Raw genomic sequence first — 15685 nt, forward strand, 5'->3', positions numbered from 1 at the left:
CCTCGACCATCCGAAGATGGACGGGGTATCAACTAATCTGGCGTTGATTTTTGGCACGCTGTTGAGTTCTCAAGGTGCGGACGCTTCCTTTGTACTGACCCTCTCGGGCTTTCCTCCGGGCGCTTCCTTCGTTTCCGACTCTATCAGATCTTTCCGATCCGATTTCCTCGGTGCTTTCCGGTCCCGGTCGCTTTCGCTTCCGTTCCCTCCCGGCTTTTCGAGCTTATCAGATCTTTTCGACCCGAATTTCTCGACCGCTTTCCCGTCCTTTTCGGCTTTCACCTTGAGGACCTTCGGCGGGGTCAAACCGTATCAGGCTTTCCCGGCCCCTCCGACCACTCCCCCCGCACGCAGGCAGAGGTGTAGACCACTGAGGTTAGGATCTGGCTTGATGAGGTGCTGCCGACCCGCGGCTGGGCCGCACTGGGGTCAGGCAGGAGTACGACAGTACATCTCCGTGCCACTGGAGGCAAACCGTTTCCGGTGCTCCCTTGCTCCGCCAAGCGGTACATCTCGTGCGGAACCGGGACTTCCTATGGCATAGGCTGCGGAAACACTACGCCGTCCAGGACAGGCAGTGACGGCGCAACACGCATCTCCGCCCCCTGGGAGGCTCCCCATGACCCTCGTGACGTCGCCGCTCGCCGGACGCGCCATCGGTCTCGCCCAAGTGCCCGACCCCGTCTTCTCCGGCGCGATGGTCGGTCCCGGCACCGCCATCGACCCCGTGCGCGAGCCCTCCGAAGCCGTCTCGCCCGTCGACGGTGTCATCGTCTCTCTTCACCCGCACGCGTTCGTCGTGGTCGACGGGGAAGGTCACGGGGTGCTCATCCACCTCGGTATCGACACCGTCCAGCTCAACGGGGAGGGCTTCGAACTCCTCGTGAACAAGGGGGACACCGTGACGCGCGGACAGGCCGTCGTGCGCTGGAACCCGGTCGCGGTCGAGGAAGCCGGCAAGTCCCCTATTTGTCCGATCGTGGCCCTGGAGGCCACCGCGGACGCGCTCTCGGATGTCGTCGAGGACAACGAAGTGAAGCCTGGTGACCAGCTCTTCGCCTGGAGCTGACCGGCCGCTCATCCTGGTGGACGAGCACACACACGACATTCAACGCGGCGGCCCGGCCGTCGCACTACTCGGAGACGGGTGAGATGGAGACAACGCTGCGAGGCGTCGGTGTCAGCCATGGTGTGGCGATCGGCGAGGTCCGGCACATGGGCACGGCCGTGCTCGAGCCGCCGGCCAAGCAGATTCCGGCGGACGAGGCGGAGCGCGAGCAGGGGCGTGCCCGTCAGGCCGTGGAGGCCGTGGCCGCCGACCTGAACGCGCGGGGCAACCTGGCGGGCGGCGAGGCGCAGGCGGTGCTGGAGGCCCAGGCGATGATCGCCCAGGACCCGGAGCTCATCGCCGACGTGGACCGCCGGATCGCGGTCGGCAGCACGGCCGAGCGCGGGATCTACGATGCGTTCTCGCACTACCGGGAGCTGCTCGCGGGCGCCGGTGAGTACATGGCGGGCCGGGTCGCCGACCTGGACGACGTACGGAACCGGATCGTGGCGCGGCTGCTCGGCGTGCCGATGCCCGGCGTGCCGGACAGCGACGAGCCGTACGTGCTGATCGCGCGGGACCTGGCGCCGGCCGACACGGCGCTGCTGGACCCCTCGCTGGTGCTCGGGTTCGTGACCGAGGAGGGCGGGCCGACCAGCCACAGCGCGATCCTCGCGCGGGCGCTCGGTGTGCCGGCCGTGGTCGCGCTGCCGGGTGCGGTGGATGTGCCGGAGGGCACGGTCATCGCGGTGGACGGGTCCACCGGCGAGATCTTCGTGAACCCGAGCGAGGAGAAGAAGGAGGCCATGACGCGGGCCGCCGAGGAGCGCAAGGCCGCGCTCTCCGCGTCGACGGGTCCCGGGGCGACCTCGGACGGGCACAAGGTGCCGCTGCTCGCGAACGTGGGCGGTCCGGCGGACGTTCCGGCGGCGGTCGAGGCCGGTGCCGAGGGCGTGGGTCTGTTCCGTACCGAGTTCCTGTTCCTGGACGACAGCGCGAAGGCGCCGTCCGAGGAGAAGCAGGTCGAGGCGTACCGCAAGGTCCTCGAGGCGTTCCCCGAGGGCCGGGTGGTCGTACGGGTGCTGGACGCGGGCGCGGACAAGCCGCTGGACTTCCTGACGCCGGCCGACGAGCCGAACCCGGCGCTGGGCGTGCGGGGTCTGCGGACGCTGCTCGACCACCCCGAGGTGCTGCGGACGCAGCTGACGGCGCTGGCGAAGGCCGCCGCCGGGCTGCCCGTGTACCTGGAGGTCATGGCGCCGATGGTGGCCGACCGTACGGATGCGAAGGCGTTCGCCGACGCGTGCCGTGAGGCGGGGCTGCGGGCCAAGTTCGGCGCGATGGTGGAGATTCCGTCCGCCGCGCTGCGGGCGCGTTCGATCCTCCAGGAGGTCGAGTTCCTGTCGCTGGGCACGAACGACCTGGCGCAGTACACCTTCGCCGCCGACCGTCAGGTGGGTGCGGTGTCGCGGCTGCAGGATCCGTGGCAGCCCGCGCTGCTCGATCTGGTGGCGCTGTCCGCGGAGGCCGCCAAGGCCGAGGGCAAGAGCTGTGGTGTGTGCGGTGAGGCGGCGTCGGATCCGCTGCTCGCCTGTGTGCTGACGGGGCTCGGGGTGACCTCCCTGTCGATGGGCGCGGCGTCGATCCCGTATGTGCGGGCGACGCTCGCGAAGTACACGCTCGCGCAGTGCGAGCGGGCCGCGGCCGCGGCGCGTGCGGCGGACACGGCGCACGACGCGCGGATCGCCGCGCAGGCGGTGCTGTCCGGGGAGTGATCCCGGCGCGCACGGCGCGCAGCGGTATCGGAGGGGCTTCCCGCCATGGTGGCGGGAAGCCCCTTCGGCGTCAGTGGGGGTGGGTGAGGTCGTCGGGGCCGAGGGGGAAGCCGGCGCGGTAGTCGGCGTGGGACTCGGGGGCGACGGGTTCGCCGGTGAGGGCGTCGGTGCAGTAGGCGTCGAAGACCTCGGCCTCGGTGAGGGGAACGAGGCGGCCGTCGCGCAGGCGCCAGCCGTGCAGACGGTCGAGGGTGCCGGGGGTGCTGGTGCGCAGGACGACGCCGCCGGGGGTGCCGCGGGCGATGCCGGCGGCGAGGACCGAGGTGAACTCGGCGGCCTCGGCGCGGTCGAGGAGGGCGGGGCCGGTGTCCTCGCGGGTGGCGTGGAGGACGGCGATGAGCAGGTCGTCCTCGGCGGGGACGCTGCACACGAGGTGGTGGGTGCCGGAGCCGGCCGCGTCGAGGAGGCGCAGGAGCAGCTGGGAGGCGCGGTCGTAGGAGGCGAGGCCGATGTCCCGGCCGCAGTCGGCGCAGGGGCCCGCGTCGCCGAGCAGCGTCGTGGCGTACTCCCAGGTGGCACGGCGGACGGCGGTCTCGACGAGCAGGGGGACGAGGGTGTCGAGGGGTTGTCCGGTGTAGGGGACGCGGGCACCGGTGGCGGCGCGTTCGGCGGTGTAGCGGGCGCGGCTGCCGGGGTGGTCGGGGTCGATTCCGGTGTCGGCGCAGTAGTCGGCGTACTCCTCCGGGTCGAAGAGGGCGACGGTGGTGTGGCCGCCGGTGGCGGCGAGGGAGGCGAGGACCGCGTCGGCGTGGGCGAGGTACTGGCGGTGGTCGTCGAAGGGGAAGGTCGGGTACGCGCGCATGGCGGTGAAGTCCTCCTCGTCGGCGAGGAGGGCCAGGGTGCCGGCGGTCTCCCGGCGCAGGCCGCGGCGGAGTGCCGCGGTGGTACGGGGTGTGCGTGCGGTGCGGGTGTGGTGCTGACGGGTCATGTCTCCCCCTGAGCTCTGGCGATTCAGTGCTCACTCACCGTAACCGTCGGCACTGACAGTGAGGGTGACGGTGCGTCGAGGGCGTCGACGCGGTCGCGGATCAGCCGGTGCTGGGCGGCTCCGGCGGCAACGAGGGCGAGGCCGAGGACGGGCCAGGCGAGGGCGCCGACGCTCATCACGCCGGTGACGGCGAGGGGGCCGGCGAAGCGCTGGGCGGACTGGGCGATGCCGTGGAAGCCGACGTAGGAGCCCTGGGCCTCGGGCGGGGCGAGGGCGACGGAGAGTTCCCAGGAGGAGGTGGCGTGGATGATCTCGGCGAAGCTCACCGCGATGACGGAGACGACGAGCGCGGTGATGGCGAGGGTCCGTCCGCCCGCGGCGGAGACGGTGAGGGCGACGGTGCCGACGAGGAAGAGGCCGCCGAGGGGGACGAGGAGGCGGCGGGCGTCGCGGGCGGTGGCGCCGAAGCGGGCGAGGGGCACCTGGAAGAGGACCACCAGGACGGTGTTGAGGACCAGGAGGAGCGGCGCGAGGCCGGCGGGGGCGGCGGTCGCGTGGACGATCCAGAGTGGGACGGCGACCTGGAGGAGCGTGTTGTCGGCGAAGAGGGCGACTTCGGTGGCGGTGTAGGCGACGTAGACACGGTCGCGCCAGGGGCTGCCGGGCTTGGCCCGGGGGGCGTCGGCGCCGGTGGCGACGACGCGCGAGGGGGTGGGCGCCGGGGGTTCGGCGCAGCGCAGGGTGAGGGCGGCGATGACGACGTAGCCGACGACGTTGCCGATGAGGAGCAGTGCGTAGGCGCGGGAGCTGCCGGTGGCGAGGGCGGCGGCGGCGCCGAGACCGCCGATCGACCAGCCGATGTTGACCGTGGTGCGCTGGATCGCCTGGTAGCGGACCCGGTCGGCGCCGGCGACGCGGGCGGCGTAGAGCTTGACGAGGACACTGCCCGCGCGGTCGGGGAGGGCGCCGAGGGCGGAGTAGAGAGTGAGGAGGGCGAAGTCGTTCGTCGTGAGGAGGGCGAGGAGGGTGACGGCGCGCAGGAGCTGGGTGGCGGCGATGACGCGGATGAGGGGGAAGCGGTCGGCGAAGCGGCCGGCGAGCGGGGCGCCCGCGATGCCGACGCCGCCCGAGACGGTCAGGAGGAAGCCGACCTGGCCGAGCCCGAGACCGGAGACGTAGGTGAAGTAGAGGGCGGTGCAGCTGGCCCAGAGGCCGGTGCCGGTCTTCTCGATGATGCTGACGACGAGCATCCGGCGGCCGTCGAGGCCGCCGGGTATCCGGTCGAGCGCGGTGCGGTGCCACGGAGTCGGGCGGCTCACTCGGTTCCCCCTTGACGCGAGTTATGTATTGATACATAGTTCAGTACGTGGCAACACAATATGCGATCACAGGGACGACGGCCAAGGGGATTGCCGCGTCCGTCGAACGCGGCGTGGCCGAGGGCGCGCTCGCGCCGGGCGACGCGCTGCCTCCCGTACGACGGCTCGCCGACGAGCTCGGCGTGAGTCCGGGCACGGTGGCGACCGCGTACAAGGAACTGCGCGGGCGCGGTCTCGTCGTCACGCGTGGGCGGGGCGGCACGGTGGTGGCGGAGGCGCCCTCGGTGGCGTCCCGGCGCCCGGTGCGGGTGCCGCCCGGCCTGGTGGACCTGGCCAGCGGCCTGCCCGATCCCGCCTTCCTGCCGGTGCTGCGCCCGCCGGCCGAATGGCGCCCGGTGTTCGGCTCGCACCGGGCCGAGCCCCGGCTCGCGCGGCTGGAGGAGCTGACACGGGACTGGTTCGCCCGAGACGGGGTCCCGGCGGAGCGGGTCACCTTCGCGCACGGGGCGCTCGACTGCATCGCCCGGCTGCTCTCCGTCGAACTGCGCCCCGGGGACGCGGTGGCGGTGGAGGACCCGGGCTTCCACCACCTCCTGGACCTCGTACCGGCGTTGGGGCTGCGCCTGGTGCCGGTCGCCGTCGACGGGGAGGGGATCACGCCCGACGCGCTGCGGACGGCTCTCCAGGCCGGAGTGCGGGCGCTGGTGTGCACCCCGCGCGCGCAGAACCCGACCGGGGCGTCCTTCTCCCCCGCCCGGCGGGACGAACTGGTGGCACTCCTCCGGGAGTTCCCCGAGGTCCTGGTCGTCGAGGACGACTACACGGTGGAGATCGAGGGGCCGCCGGCGGCCACGCTCTCCCAGGCCGGCCTCGAACGCTGGGCGCAGGTGCGGACCGTGTCCAAGCGCCTGGGGGTCGATCTGCGGTGGGCCGGGGTCGCCGGTGATCCGGTGACGATCTCCCGGCACGACGGGCGGATGCTGATGACGTCCGGCTGGGTCAGCCACATCCTGCAGGAGACGGTCGCCGGGCTGTTCGCCGATCCGGCGGTGTCCCGCCTGGTGGCGGCCGGCGAGGCCGCCTACGCGGAACGTCGCCGGGCGCTGGCCGACGCGCTCGGCTCGTACGGCATCCGCGCGGCCGGCGGGAGCGGCGTCAACGTGTGGGTGCCGGTGCGCGACGAGTCGGCGGTGGTGAACGGGCTGCGCACGCACGGCTGGTGGGTGGCGGCCGGTGCCCGATTCCGGATCGGCGCGCCCACCGGCGTACGGATCACGACGGCGACCCTGCCGCCGGGCGACGCCGGGCGGCTGGCGGCGGACTTCGCGGAGGTGCTCGGGGACACGCAGGCGACGTACGGGGGGTGAGCCGTACGCACGTGTAGAGGGCCCCGCGCGGGTGCGCGGGGCCCTCGGGCTGTTCCGGGGGGGGTACGGGGGCGGGGTCAGCCGGTCTTGCGGGTGCGGGCCAGCTCCTCGTAGAAGCTCAGCAGGCCGATGTCGTCGACCGAGCCGGGGTTGACGGCCTTGGCCATCGGGGTGCCCTGGAGGAGGCGCTTGACCGGGACCTCGATCCGCTTGCCGGTGAGGGTGTGCGGGATCGCGGGGACCTCGATGACGGTGTCGGGGACGTGCCGCGGGGAGAGTTCGGCGCGGATGGTGGTCTTGATCCGGCCGATGAGGTCTTCGTCGAGGGTGGCGCCTTCGGCGAGGTGGACGAAGAGCGGCATCCAGTAGCCGCCCTCCGGTTCCTCCAGGCCGATGACGAGGGATTCGCGGATCTCGGGGAGCCGCTCGACCGCCTCATAGATATCGGCGCTTCCCATACGGACGCCCTGGCGGTTCAGGGTGGAGTCGGAACGGCCGTGGATGACGACCGAGCCGTGGTCGGTGATCGTGATCCAGTCGCCGTGCCGCCACACGCCGGGGAACATCTCGAAGTAGCTGTCGCGGTAGCGGCTGCCGTCCGGGTCGTTCCAGAAGCGGATCGGCATGGACGGCATCGGCCGGGTGACGACCAGTTCGCCGACCTCGCCGACGAGCGGCTTGCCCGACGGGTCCCAGGACTCCAGGGCCGTGCCGAGGCCGGCGGCCTGCAGCTCGCCGATGTGGACGGGGAGGGTGGGAACGGCTCCGGCGAAGCAGGAGCAGACGTCGGTGCCGCCGCTGACGGAGGCGATCCACAGATCGGCGCGGACCTCGTCGTGGAGCCAGCGGAAGCCGTCGGGCGGCAACGGGGAGCCGGTGGTGGCGACGCACTTCACCTTCGACAGGTCGAAGTCGCGGCCCGGGTGCACGTCCGCCTTGGCGCAGGCCATCACGTACGCGGCGGAGGTGCCGTACAGGGTGGCGCCGGTGCGTTCGGCGACGCGCCACTGGGCGCCGGTGTCGGGGTAGCCGGGGCTGCCGTCGTACACGACCACGGTGGTGCCGGTCAGCAGGCCGGAGACGAGGAAGTTCCACATCATCCAGCCGGTGGACGTGTACCAGAAGAACACATCGTCCGGGCCGAGGTCGCAGTGCAGGCCGAGCTGCTTGAGGTGCTCGACGAGGATGCCGCCCTGGGACTGCACGATGGCCTTGGGCAGGCCGGTGGTGCCGGAGGAGTAGAGCACCCACAGCGGGTGCGAGAAGGGGACGTGCTCGTAGACCGGCGCGGTGTCGGCGGCGGTCAGCGCGGACCACTCCAGGGTGCCCTCGGGGGCCGGGGTGCCGAGCAGCGGGATGTGGACGACGGCGCGCAGCGTGGGTAGTTCGGCGCGCAGCTCGGCGACGGTGTCGCGGCGGTCGTGCTCCTTGCCGCCGTAGCGGTAGCCGTCGACGGTGAACAGGACGACGGGCTCGACCTGCTGGAAGCGGTCGAGGACGCTGCGGGCGCCGAAGTCGGGGGCGCAGGAGGTCCACACGGCGCCGACGGCGGCGGTGGCGAGGAGGGCGACGACGGCCTCGGGGATGTTGGGCAGGTAGCCGCTGACCCGATCGCCGGGACGGACGCCGAGACCGCGCAGTTCGGCGGCGAGGGAGCCGACCTGGCGGCGCAGTTCGGCCCAGGTGATCGGCGTCGGCTCATGTGTCTCGTCCACATGGAGCAGAGCGGTGTCCTGGGGGCGCTCGTCGGCGGCGCGCAGCGCGTGCTCGGCGTAGTTGAGGGTGGCGCCCGGGAACCAGTCGGCACCCGGCATGGCGTCGTCGCCGAGGACCCGCTCGTACGGGGTGGCGAACCGGACGTCGAACCATTCGGCGACGGCCGCCCAGAAGGCTTCGAGGTCGTCGACGGACCAGCGGTGCAGGGCCGCGTAACCGCCGTCGGCGGGGGCTCCGTGGCGCTCGGCCGCCCAGGCCTGGAAGCGGGTGACGGCGGCCGCGGCGACGCGGTCCTCGTCCGGCTGCCAAAGCGGCTCGGTCTGCGCTGATGTCATCGATCGACTCCCCTGGAGCTGTACACGGGCTAGGCGTGTGTCCCGCGCACAGGGTGGACGGTGCGCGCGACGCGGCTGACAGGGACGATGCCACGGGACGCGCGTTCGCACCAGGGTTCGCCGCCCATGGTCCGGTAGGTGAATATGTGCTCTGACCATGGGTGAACGGCAGTTGAACGACGCTCGCACGCCCCTTCGGGGGTGGCAGGGTGATCAGCATGAACGGTCGTGAGCTGGTGCGCTCGGTGAAGGTGCTGGGTTCGGTGCAGGCGCTGCGGACGGTGGGGGCGGCGTGGCGACGGCGCCGTACCGACGCGCGGGCGCTGCCGCCGCGGGGTCCGGAGCGGGCCCGGACACCGGGTCCGGTGTGGGCGGCGATCCCCCAGCCCGGCGGCGGGATCGTCCGCTTCGACCGCGCGGAGCTGCGGGTGTCGGTGGCGGCGGGCGGCATCGTCTTCTGGGGCTGGGACGGGGCGGCGCCGCTGCCGTCGTACGCGCTGGCGGGCGAGCCGCCCGAGCCGGATCCGCGGGCCGTCCTGGAGCCGGACACCGACGGCGGCTGGCGGGTGGTGTCGGAGCGGGTGACGGTCGCGGTGTCCCGGCACGGCGCGGTGGAGATACGGACGCCGGGCGGGGTGGTGCTGCGCCGCGACCTGCCGCCGCGCTGGTGGGAGCCCGTGGCCAAGGAGCCGGCGGTCAAGAGTCCCGTACCTCAGGAGTCCGTACCCCAGGAGTCCGTACCTCAGGAGGCGGCGACGGGGACGGGCGCGGCCGGGGAGGCGGCTTCTCCGGAGGCGGCACCCGACAGGGCCGCGGCCCGCTGGGTGCAGCGCAGCGAAGTGCCGGCGGACGCGCGGTTCTTCGGGCTCGGCGGCCGGGCCTCGGGGCCGCGGCTGCGGAACGGGACGTACCGGCTCTGGAACACCGACCCCGCCGCTCCCTTCTCCCCCGGCGACGACCCGCTGTACATCACCATGCCGGTGCAGCTGGTGGTGGCGGACGCGGGCACCCACCTGGCCTTCTACGACAACTCCTGGGACGGCCGGGTGCTCCTCGCCGAGGGCACCGAGGGGGCCGGTTCCGGACACGACCGGCCGGGCACCAGCGAGCTGCGGATGGAGGGCGGCCCGCTGCGCTGCTGGGTGGTGGTCGGCACCCCCGCGCGCGTCCTGCACGGCTGGTCCGCGCTGACCGGCGCGCCCGCGCTGCCGCCGTCCTGGGCGCTGGGCCCGCAGCACGCCCGCTGGGGCTTCGGCGGCGAGCGCGAGGTACGGCGGATCGCCGACGGCTACCGGGACCGGGGGCTCGCGCTCTCCGCGCTGCACCTGGACATCGACCACTACGACGGGCACCGGGTCTTCACGGTGGACCGGGAGCGGTTCCCGGATCTGCCGGGGCTCGCGGCCGAGTTGCGCGAGCGCGGCGTACGCCTGGTGTCGATCGTCGATCCGGCGGTGAAGGCGGAGCCGGGCGATCCGGTGTACGAGGGCGGGCGCGCGGCCGGGGCGTTCGTCCGGGACGGCCGGGGCGAGGAGGTCCGGGGCGTGGTGTGGCCCGGGGAGTGCGCGTACCCGGACTTCACCGATCCGGAGGCCCGGACCTGGTGGGGCACGCTGTACGAGGAGCGGCTCGCGCAGGGCTTCTCGGGCGTATGGCACGACATGAACGAACCGGTGTCGTTCACCGCGTTCGGCGACCGCACGCTGCCGCGCTCGGCCCGGCACTGCCTGGAGGGGCGGGGCGGGGACCATCGCGAGGCGCACAACGTGTACGGCCTCGCGATGGCCCGCGCCGGATACGAGGCGCTGCGCCGGCTGCGGCCGCGGGAGCGGCCGTTCCTGTTCTCGCGCTCCGGATGGGCGGGGATGCAGCGGTACGGGGGGACCTGGTCGGGCGACGTGGCGACCGGGTGGCCCGGGCTGCGCGCCTCGCTGGCGCTGGTGCTCGGCCTCGGGCTGTGCGGGGTGCCGTACTCGGGGCCGGACGTCGGCGGCTTCGACGGCGACCCGGCGCCGGAGCTGTTCCTGCGCTGGTACCAGCTGGGGGCGTGGCTGCCGCTGTTCCGGACGCACGCGGCGATCGACGCGGGGCGGCGCGAGCCGTGGGAGTTCGGTCCCGAGGTCCTCGCCCACGCGCGCGTGGCGCTGGCCGAACGGGAGCGGCTGCGGCCGTACTTCGTCACCCTGTCGCGGCTCGCCCGGGCGACGGGCGCGCCCTACGCACGGCCGGTGTGGTGGGGGACGCCGGAGGACCGGGCGCTGCGGGACTGCGAGGACGCCTTCCTGCTCGGGGACGCGCTCCTGGTCGCCCCGGTGCTGACGCCGGGCACGGACCGGCGGGCGGTGCGGCTGCCGCGCGGGCGCTGGTACGACACGGCGACCGGGCGGGCGTACGAGGGCCCGGGGCAGGTGCTGCTCGACGCGCCGCTGTCGCGGGTGCCGGTCCTGGCCCGGGCGGGCGCGGTGATCCCGGTCCGGGACGGGGACGGCAACGGCGACGGCGACGGCGGGGGCGAGCCGGTCCTGGAGGTGTGGGCGCCGGCGGCGGGGCGGACGGGCGGCGGTCTGGTCGTCCGGGACACCGGGGACGGCTGGGAGCCGGGCCGGCTCGAGCGGTACCGGTCGCGGCTGGTGGACGGGCGGGTCGTGGTGGAGTGGGTGACGGACGAGGGAGCGGTGGAACCGGAGTTGCGGGTCCGGGTGCGCGGGCTCGGGGGCGACGGTGACGAGGGCGGGGGCGGGGAGGCCGGAGCGGCCGGAGAAGGGTGACGGCCGCCGCGTCCTGTCCCGGGCCCGGGGCGCGTCAGCCGTACATCCCGGCGAAGAAACGCCGTACCGCCTCCGTGTGCAGCGGGAACGCCAGCTCCTGCGGCCCGTACAGCAGGTGGTGTCCGCTGGTCTCGTCGGTCGGGACCGACGGCGGCAGGGCGGCGGCAGGGCGGGGCGGCAGGAGGCCGAAGAGGAGGAGGTGGCCGCCCGGGGAGCTGAGCGCGTCGGCGAGCCGGACGTCCCCGGCCGCGGCCTCGATGCCGGTCTCCTCGCGCAGTTCGCGGACGACGGCCTCGTGCCAGTCCTCGGCGTGGTCGACGAAGCCGCCGGGGAGGGCGACGAGGCCGGACTGGGGCTGGATGGCGCGGGTGATGACGACGAGCGCCGTGGGCCGCCGCGGATCGGTCACCGGCAGCAGGGCGACGGCGACCGGGAGCGGGTTGCGGTAGGCGGTGGTGCCGCAGGCGGCGCAGGTGCGGGGCCAGCCGAGGCCGTCCGGGTAGCGGGTGCCGCAGGCGGAGCAGTGGCTGAAGGGCGCGGGGCGCGAGGTGTCGGTCACGGGCCGACCGTATGTGATCACCCTTCCGCGCCGCTGCCGGAACTGGTAGACGGTGTGCATGACAGGACTGACAAGGTTGAAGACGTCCCTGCGGCCGGCCGGGGCCGCCCCGTTCGCCTCCGCCGTCCGGGCCCTCGGCGCGCTGGCCGCCGCCGGTCTGCTGGCCCTGACCGCCGCCGCGCCCTCGGCGAGCGCAGCCCCGGAGCCCAAGGCGCCGGCCGGGTTCGTGGCGCTGGACCGGGTGGACCGGACGATCCTTCAGGAGATCCGCTACGCCACGCCGCACAACTTCGTGGGCGAGCCGGTGGACGGGTACCGGCAGCCGATGTGCCTGCTGACCCGGCCGGCCGCCGAGGCGCTGCGCCGGGCGCAGGTGAAGCTGGTGGCCCGCGGCTACTCGCTGAAGGTGTACGACTGCTACCGGCCGCAGCGGGCGGTGGACCACTTCGTGCGCTGGGCCGGGGACCTGGGCGACGAGCGGATGAAGCGGGAGTTCTATCCGCTGGTCGACAAGTCGCGGCTGTTCGAGGACGGGTACATCGCGGAGAAGTCGGGACACAGCCGGGGGTCGACGATGGACCTGACCGTCGTACGGCTGCCCGCCGCGCCCACGCGCGCGTACGAGCCGGGCGAGCCTCAGGTGGAGTGCTTCCGGCCGCAGACGGAGCGGTTCCCGGACAACTCCCTGGACATGGGGACCGCGTTCGACTGCTTCGACACCCTCTCGCACACCGACGACCCCCGGATCACGGGCGCGCAGCGGGCCAACCGCGACCTGCTGCGGGACGCGCTGGCCGCCGAGGGCTTCGTCAACCTGCCTGAGGAGTGGTGGCACTTCACCTACAAGCCGGAGCCGTTCCCGGACACCTTCTTCGACTTCCCGGTGGCGCGCCGGTCGGTGGGCGGGCAGTGACAGCGACCGGCAACGGGGGGCAGGCACGGACGACGAGCCGGACCCGGACGACGGGCACGGACGTCTTCCCCGCCCGGACCGCCCGTGCCACACTCCCCCGTAACTGACGCTTAGTCAGATCCGAGGGGTGTCGGAGGGACGGAGGGTCGCGGATGACACGCGCGCGCAGGCCGGTGGTGCCCGGCTGGTTCACGGACGACACCGATCCCGACGGCGCGTTCCGGCTTCTCGGGACGCGCTGCACCGCCTGCGCGGCCGTGTTCTTCCCCCGGGAGGACGACGGCTGCCGCAATCCGTACTGCCCCGGCGGCGGCGAACTCGCCGAGACGCCGCTGTCCCGGCGCGGCCGCGTCTGGTCGTACACCGACGGCCGCTACCGGCCGCCCGCGCCGTACGTCTCGGACCCGGACACCCCCTGGGAGCCTTACACCCTCGTCGCGGTGGAGCTGGCGGCCGAGGGCATGGTGGTGCTCGGGCAGGCCGCGCCGGGCGTGCGGCCCTCCGAGCTGGCGGTCGGTGCGGAGGTCGAGCTGGTGCCGGGCGTCCTGCACGAGGACGCGGAGCACGTCTGGACCACCTGGCACTGGCGGCCCGTCGCCACGGACGCGCGGGAGGCGGCGTGCTGACCGACATCGCCGTCCTCGGCGCCGGGATGCACCCGTGGGGCAAGTGGGGCCGGAGTTTCGTCGCGTACGGGGTGGCCGCCGCGCGGGCCGCGCTCGCCGACGCCGGCCTCGACTGGCGCGAGGTCCCGTCGGTCGTCGGCGCCGACACCGTGCGGGGCGGCTATCCCGGGTACGTGGCCGGGGCCAGCTTCGCCCGGGCGCTCGGCTGGCAGGGCGCACGGGTGACCAGCGTCTACGCGGCCTGCGCCTCGGGGGCCCAGGCGATCGGCACCGCCCGCGCGCAGATCCTGGCCGGGCTCGCCGACGTGGTCCTCGTGGTGGGCGCGGACGCGGCACCGAAGGGGTTCTTCGCCCCGGCGGGCGGCGAGCGTCCCGACGACCCCGACTGGCTGCGCTTCCGGGTCCTCGGCGCGACCAACCCGGCGTACTTCGGCCTGTACGCGCGCCGCCGGATGGCGCTGTACGGGGACACGCCGGAGGACTTCGCCCGGGTGAAGGTGAAGAACGCGGCGGCGGGCGCGCTCAATCCGCTGGCCCGCTACCGCAAGGCGGTGAGCGCGGACGACGTGGCGGCCTCGCCGGTGGTCGCCGATCCGCTGCGGCTGCTCGACATCTGCGCGACCTCGGACGGGGGCGCGGCGCTCGTCCTGTCGAGCATGGCCTTCGCCCGACGGCACGGGCATCCGGACCCGGTCCGGATCCGGGCGGTGTCCACCGTCACGCCGGAGTATCCGCGGACGGTCCTGGACCTGCCGGACATCGCCACCGACGCCATGGTGGGTCACGGCGTCGCCGATCGGCCCTTCCGGCCCTTCCGCGCGTCGATCGCCCGGGCCGCGTACGAGGAGGCGGGCATCGGCCCGGAGGACCTGTCGCTGGCGGAGGTGTACGACCTGTCGACGGCGCTTGAACTGGAGTGGTACGAGGACCTCGGGCTGTGCCCGGCGGGGCACGGCGCCGCGCTCGTACGGAACGGGGTGACCGCGCTGGGCGGGCGCGTCCCGGTCAATCCGAGCGGCGGCCTCGCCTCGTTCGGGGAGGCGGTGCCGGCGCAGGCCATCGCGCAGGTCTGCGAGCTGACCTGGCAGCTGCGCGGGGCGGCCGGGGACCGGCAGGTGCCGGGGGCGCGGGCCGGGATCACCGCCAACCAGGGGCTGTTCGGCCACGGGTCGGCGGTGGTGGCGGTCCGCTGACGGCCCTGCCACCCCGGTGGGGGCCGGAGCTGTCCGGTCCCCACCGGGCGGAGCGGGTCAGCGGCCGGCCGGCGCGCCGGCCGCGGCGGGCGGCGGGTGCTCGGCCAGCACCAGGGCGTGCTGGACGACGGCCACGAGGACGTTCTTGACCGACTCGCGGTCGCGCGCGTCGCACATCACCAGCTCGACCTCGGGGTCGAGGTCGAGCGCGCCCCGGACGGTGTCCGCCGCGAACCGGCGGGCCCCCTCAAAGCAGTTGACGGCCACCGTGAAGGGGATGCCGCGCCGCTCGAAGTAGTCGATGGCGGCGAAGCTGTCCTCCAGACGCCGGGTGTCGGCGAGGACGACGGCCCCGAGCGCGCCCTGCGCGAGCTCGTCCCACAGGAACCAGAAACGGTCCTGTCCCGGCGTACCGAACAGATAGAGGACGAGGTCCTCGCGCAGGGTGATCCGGCCGAAGTCCATGGCGACCGTGGTGGTCGTCTTGGTCTCGACGCCGTGCAGATCGTCGACCGGCCGGCCGACCTCGCTCAGCATCTCCTCGGTCCGCAGCGGCCGGATCTCGCTGACCGCCCCCACGAGGGTGGTCTTGCCCACCCCGAAGCCGCCCGCCACCAGGATCTTCAGCGTCACCGGCTCGACCGGCGGCTGCCTGCGGCCGGTACTAGAGCGCCCGAAGGCCATTGATCACCTCACGAAGGATGCTCACGTCCGGCAGCTCGGCCGGCGGAACGGGGCGGGTCACGTGTACGAGCTCGTCGTCCACGAGATCACCGATCAGGACCCGGACCACCCCGACGGGGAGGTCGAGCCCTGCGGCGAGTTCGGCGATCGACTGCGGCTGCTCGAAGCAGCGTTCGACGATCTCGACATGCTCGGGGGACAGCGTCTGGTCGCGGCCGGGGTCCCCGGCGGCCGGTTCCGGGACCACGACCGCGATCAGGTCGAGCCGGTGCCGGCTCGCGGCGCTGGTGCGGCCGCGGGTCATGGCGTACGGGCGGACCACCGGCCCCGCCTCGTCGTCGTACCAGTGGCCGACCGCGTCCTGCTGGGACTGGTCTGCGTCAGTCATGCCGTC

General features: G+C 73.7%; 13 protein-coding genes. 7 read left to right on the forward strand and 6 right to left on the reverse strand.

Features of this window, described 5'->3' with window-relative positions; genetic code table 11:
• Positions 1-619 precede the first annotated feature (619 nt).
• Together ABZ693_RS09715 and ptsP are read left to right on the forward strand one after the other, a co-directional pair.
• Positions 620-1069 carry a PTS sugar transporter subunit IIA gene (locus ABZ693_RS09715; protein WP_359875245.1) on the forward strand — a complete coding sequence of 150 codons (450 nt, stop codon included), beginning with the start codon at positions 620-622 and terminating at the stop codon, positions 1067-1069.
• 83 nt (positions 1070-1152) lie between these two features.
• Positions 1153-2823, forward strand: a complete 1671-nt coding sequence (gene ptsP / locus ABZ693_RS09720; protein WP_359875246.1) for a phosphoenolpyruvate--protein phosphotransferase — start codon at positions 1153-1155, stop codon at positions 2821-2823.
• Between the two features lie 70 nt (positions 2824-2893).
• Here ptsP and ABZ693_RS09725 read toward each other — a convergent pair whose 3' ends face one another.
• Positions 2894-3811, reverse strand: coding sequence for a DUF8829 domain-containing protein (locus ABZ693_RS09725; RefSeq protein ID WP_359875247.1), 918 nt, complete (start codon positions 3809-3811; stop codon positions 2894-2896).
• A 23-nt stretch (positions 3812-3834) separates the two neighbouring features.
• On the reverse strand, positions 3835-5130 hold the full coding sequence (locus tag ABZ693_RS09730; protein ID WP_359875248.1) for an MFS transporter: 1296 nt from the start codon (positions 5128-5130) through the stop codon (positions 3835-3837).
• Positions 5131-5177: 47 nt separating this feature from the next.
• Between ABZ693_RS09730 and ABZ693_RS09735 the strand changes: the two genes are divergently transcribed.
• Positions 5178-6497, forward strand: a complete 1320-nt coding sequence (locus ABZ693_RS09735; RefSeq protein WP_359875249.1) for an aminotransferase class I/II-fold pyridoxal phosphate-dependent enzyme — start codon at positions 5178-5180, stop codon at positions 6495-6497.
• A gap of 77 nt (positions 6498-6574) precedes the next feature.
• Here the strand turns inward: ABZ693_RS09735 and ABZ693_RS09740 are convergent, their stop codons facing one another.
• Positions 6575-8548, reverse strand: a complete 1974-nt coding sequence (locus ABZ693_RS09740; protein WP_359875250.1) for an acetoacetate--CoA ligase — start codon at positions 8546-8548, stop codon at positions 6575-6577.
• A gap of 218 nt (positions 8549-8766) precedes the next feature.
• Between ABZ693_RS09740 and ABZ693_RS09745 the strand changes: the two genes are divergently transcribed.
• Complete coding sequence (locus ABZ693_RS09745; protein WP_359875251.1) at positions 8767-11316, forward strand: glycoside hydrolase family 31 protein; 2550 nt, start codon at positions 8767-8769, stop codon at positions 11314-11316.
• 34 nt (positions 11317-11350) lie between these two features.
• Here ABZ693_RS09745 and ABZ693_RS09750 read toward each other — a convergent pair whose 3' ends face one another.
• Positions 11351-11935, reverse strand: a complete 585-nt coding sequence (locus ABZ693_RS09750; protein WP_359875252.1) for an NUDIX domain-containing protein — start codon at positions 11933-11935, stop codon at positions 11351-11353.
• Between ABZ693_RS09750 and ABZ693_RS09755 the strand changes: the two genes are divergently transcribed.
• The 3 genes from ABZ693_RS09755 (at position 11934) to ABZ693_RS09765 (ending at position 14607) form a co-directional block, all read left to right on the forward strand.
• Entirely contained in the window at positions 11934-12788 is an 855-nt protein-coding gene (locus tag ABZ693_RS09755) for a M15 family metallopeptidase (RefSeq protein WP_359875253.1), read from the forward strand. The genes ABZ693_RS09750 and ABZ693_RS09755 overlap by 2 nt on opposite strands.
• Positions 12789-12940: 152 nt before the next feature.
• On the forward strand, positions 12941-13414 hold the full coding sequence (locus ABZ693_RS09760) for a Zn-ribbon domain-containing OB-fold protein (RefSeq protein WP_359875254.1): 474 nt from the start codon (positions 12941-12943) through the stop codon (positions 13412-13414).
• Positions 13408-14607 carry a lipid-transfer protein gene (locus ABZ693_RS09765; RefSeq protein ID WP_359875256.1) on the forward strand — a complete coding sequence of 400 codons (1200 nt, stop codon included), beginning with the start codon at positions 13408-13410 and terminating at the stop codon, positions 14605-14607. Before ABZ693_RS09760 ends, ABZ693_RS09765 begins: the two co-directional genes overlap by 7 nt.
• 57 nt (positions 14608-14664) lie before the next feature.
• On the opposite strand, the gene ABZ693_RS09770 is transcribed toward ABZ693_RS09765, so the two are convergent.
• Both ABZ693_RS09770 and ABZ693_RS09775 read right to left on the reverse strand, forming a co-directional pair.
• Positions 14665-15291 (reverse strand): GTP-binding protein, encoded by a 627-nt coding sequence (locus ABZ693_RS09770; RefSeq protein WP_359875257.1) that lies wholly within the window; start codon positions 15289-15291, stop codon positions 14665-14667.
• On the reverse strand, positions 15272-15679 hold the full coding sequence (locus ABZ693_RS09775; protein ID WP_359875258.1) for a DUF742 domain-containing protein: 408 nt from the start codon (positions 15677-15679) through the stop codon (positions 15272-15274). The genes ABZ693_RS09770 and ABZ693_RS09775 overlap by 20 nt, the downstream gene beginning before the upstream one ends.
• Between the last annotated feature and the right edge of the window lie 6 nt (positions 15680-15685).

The sequence above is a fragment of the Streptomyces laurentii genome, from assembly GCF_040635425.1.
GTDB classification, from domain to species: Bacteria; Actinomycetota; Actinomycetes; order Streptomycetales; family Streptomycetaceae; genus Streptomyces; species Streptomyces laurentii.

Coding starts and splice junctions, on each gene's coding strand:
- ABZ693_RS09715 (WP_359875245.1), top strand. CDS start 620: ATGACCCTCGTGACGTCGCCGCTCGCCGGACGCGCCATCGGTCTCGCC.
- ptsP (WP_359875246.1), top strand. CDS start 1,153: ATGGAGACAACGCTGCGAGGCGTCGGTGTCAGCCATGGTGTGGCGATC.
- ABZ693_RS09725 (WP_359875247.1), bottom strand. CDS start 3,811: ATGACCCGTCAGCACCACACCCGCACCGCACGCACACCCCGTACCACC.
- ABZ693_RS09740 (WP_359875250.1), bottom strand. CDS start 8,548: ATGACATCAGCGCAGACCGAGCCGCTTTGGCAGCCGGACGAGGACCGC.
- ABZ693_RS09745 (WP_359875251.1), top strand. CDS start 8,767: ATGAACGGTCGTGAGCTGGTGCGCTCGGTGAAGGTGCTGGGTTCGGTG.
- ABZ693_RS09755 (WP_359875253.1), top strand. CDS start 11,934: ATGACAGGACTGACAAGGTTGAAGACGTCCCTGCGGCCGGCCGGGGCC.
- ABZ693_RS09750 (WP_359875252.1), bottom strand. CDS start 11,935: ATGCACACCGTCTACCAGTTCCGGCAGCGGCGCGGAAGGGTGATCACA.
- ABZ693_RS09760 (WP_359875254.1), top strand. CDS start 12,941: ATGACACGCGCGCGCAGGCCGGTGGTGCCCGGCTGGTTCACGGACGAC.
- ABZ693_RS09770 (WP_359875257.1), bottom strand. CDS start 15,291: ATGGCCTTCGGGCGCTCTAGTACCGGCCGCAGGCAGCCGCCGGTCGAG.
- ABZ693_RS09775 (WP_359875258.1), bottom strand. CDS start 15,679: ATGACTGACGCAGACCAGTCCCAGCAGGACGCGGTCGGCCACTGGTAC.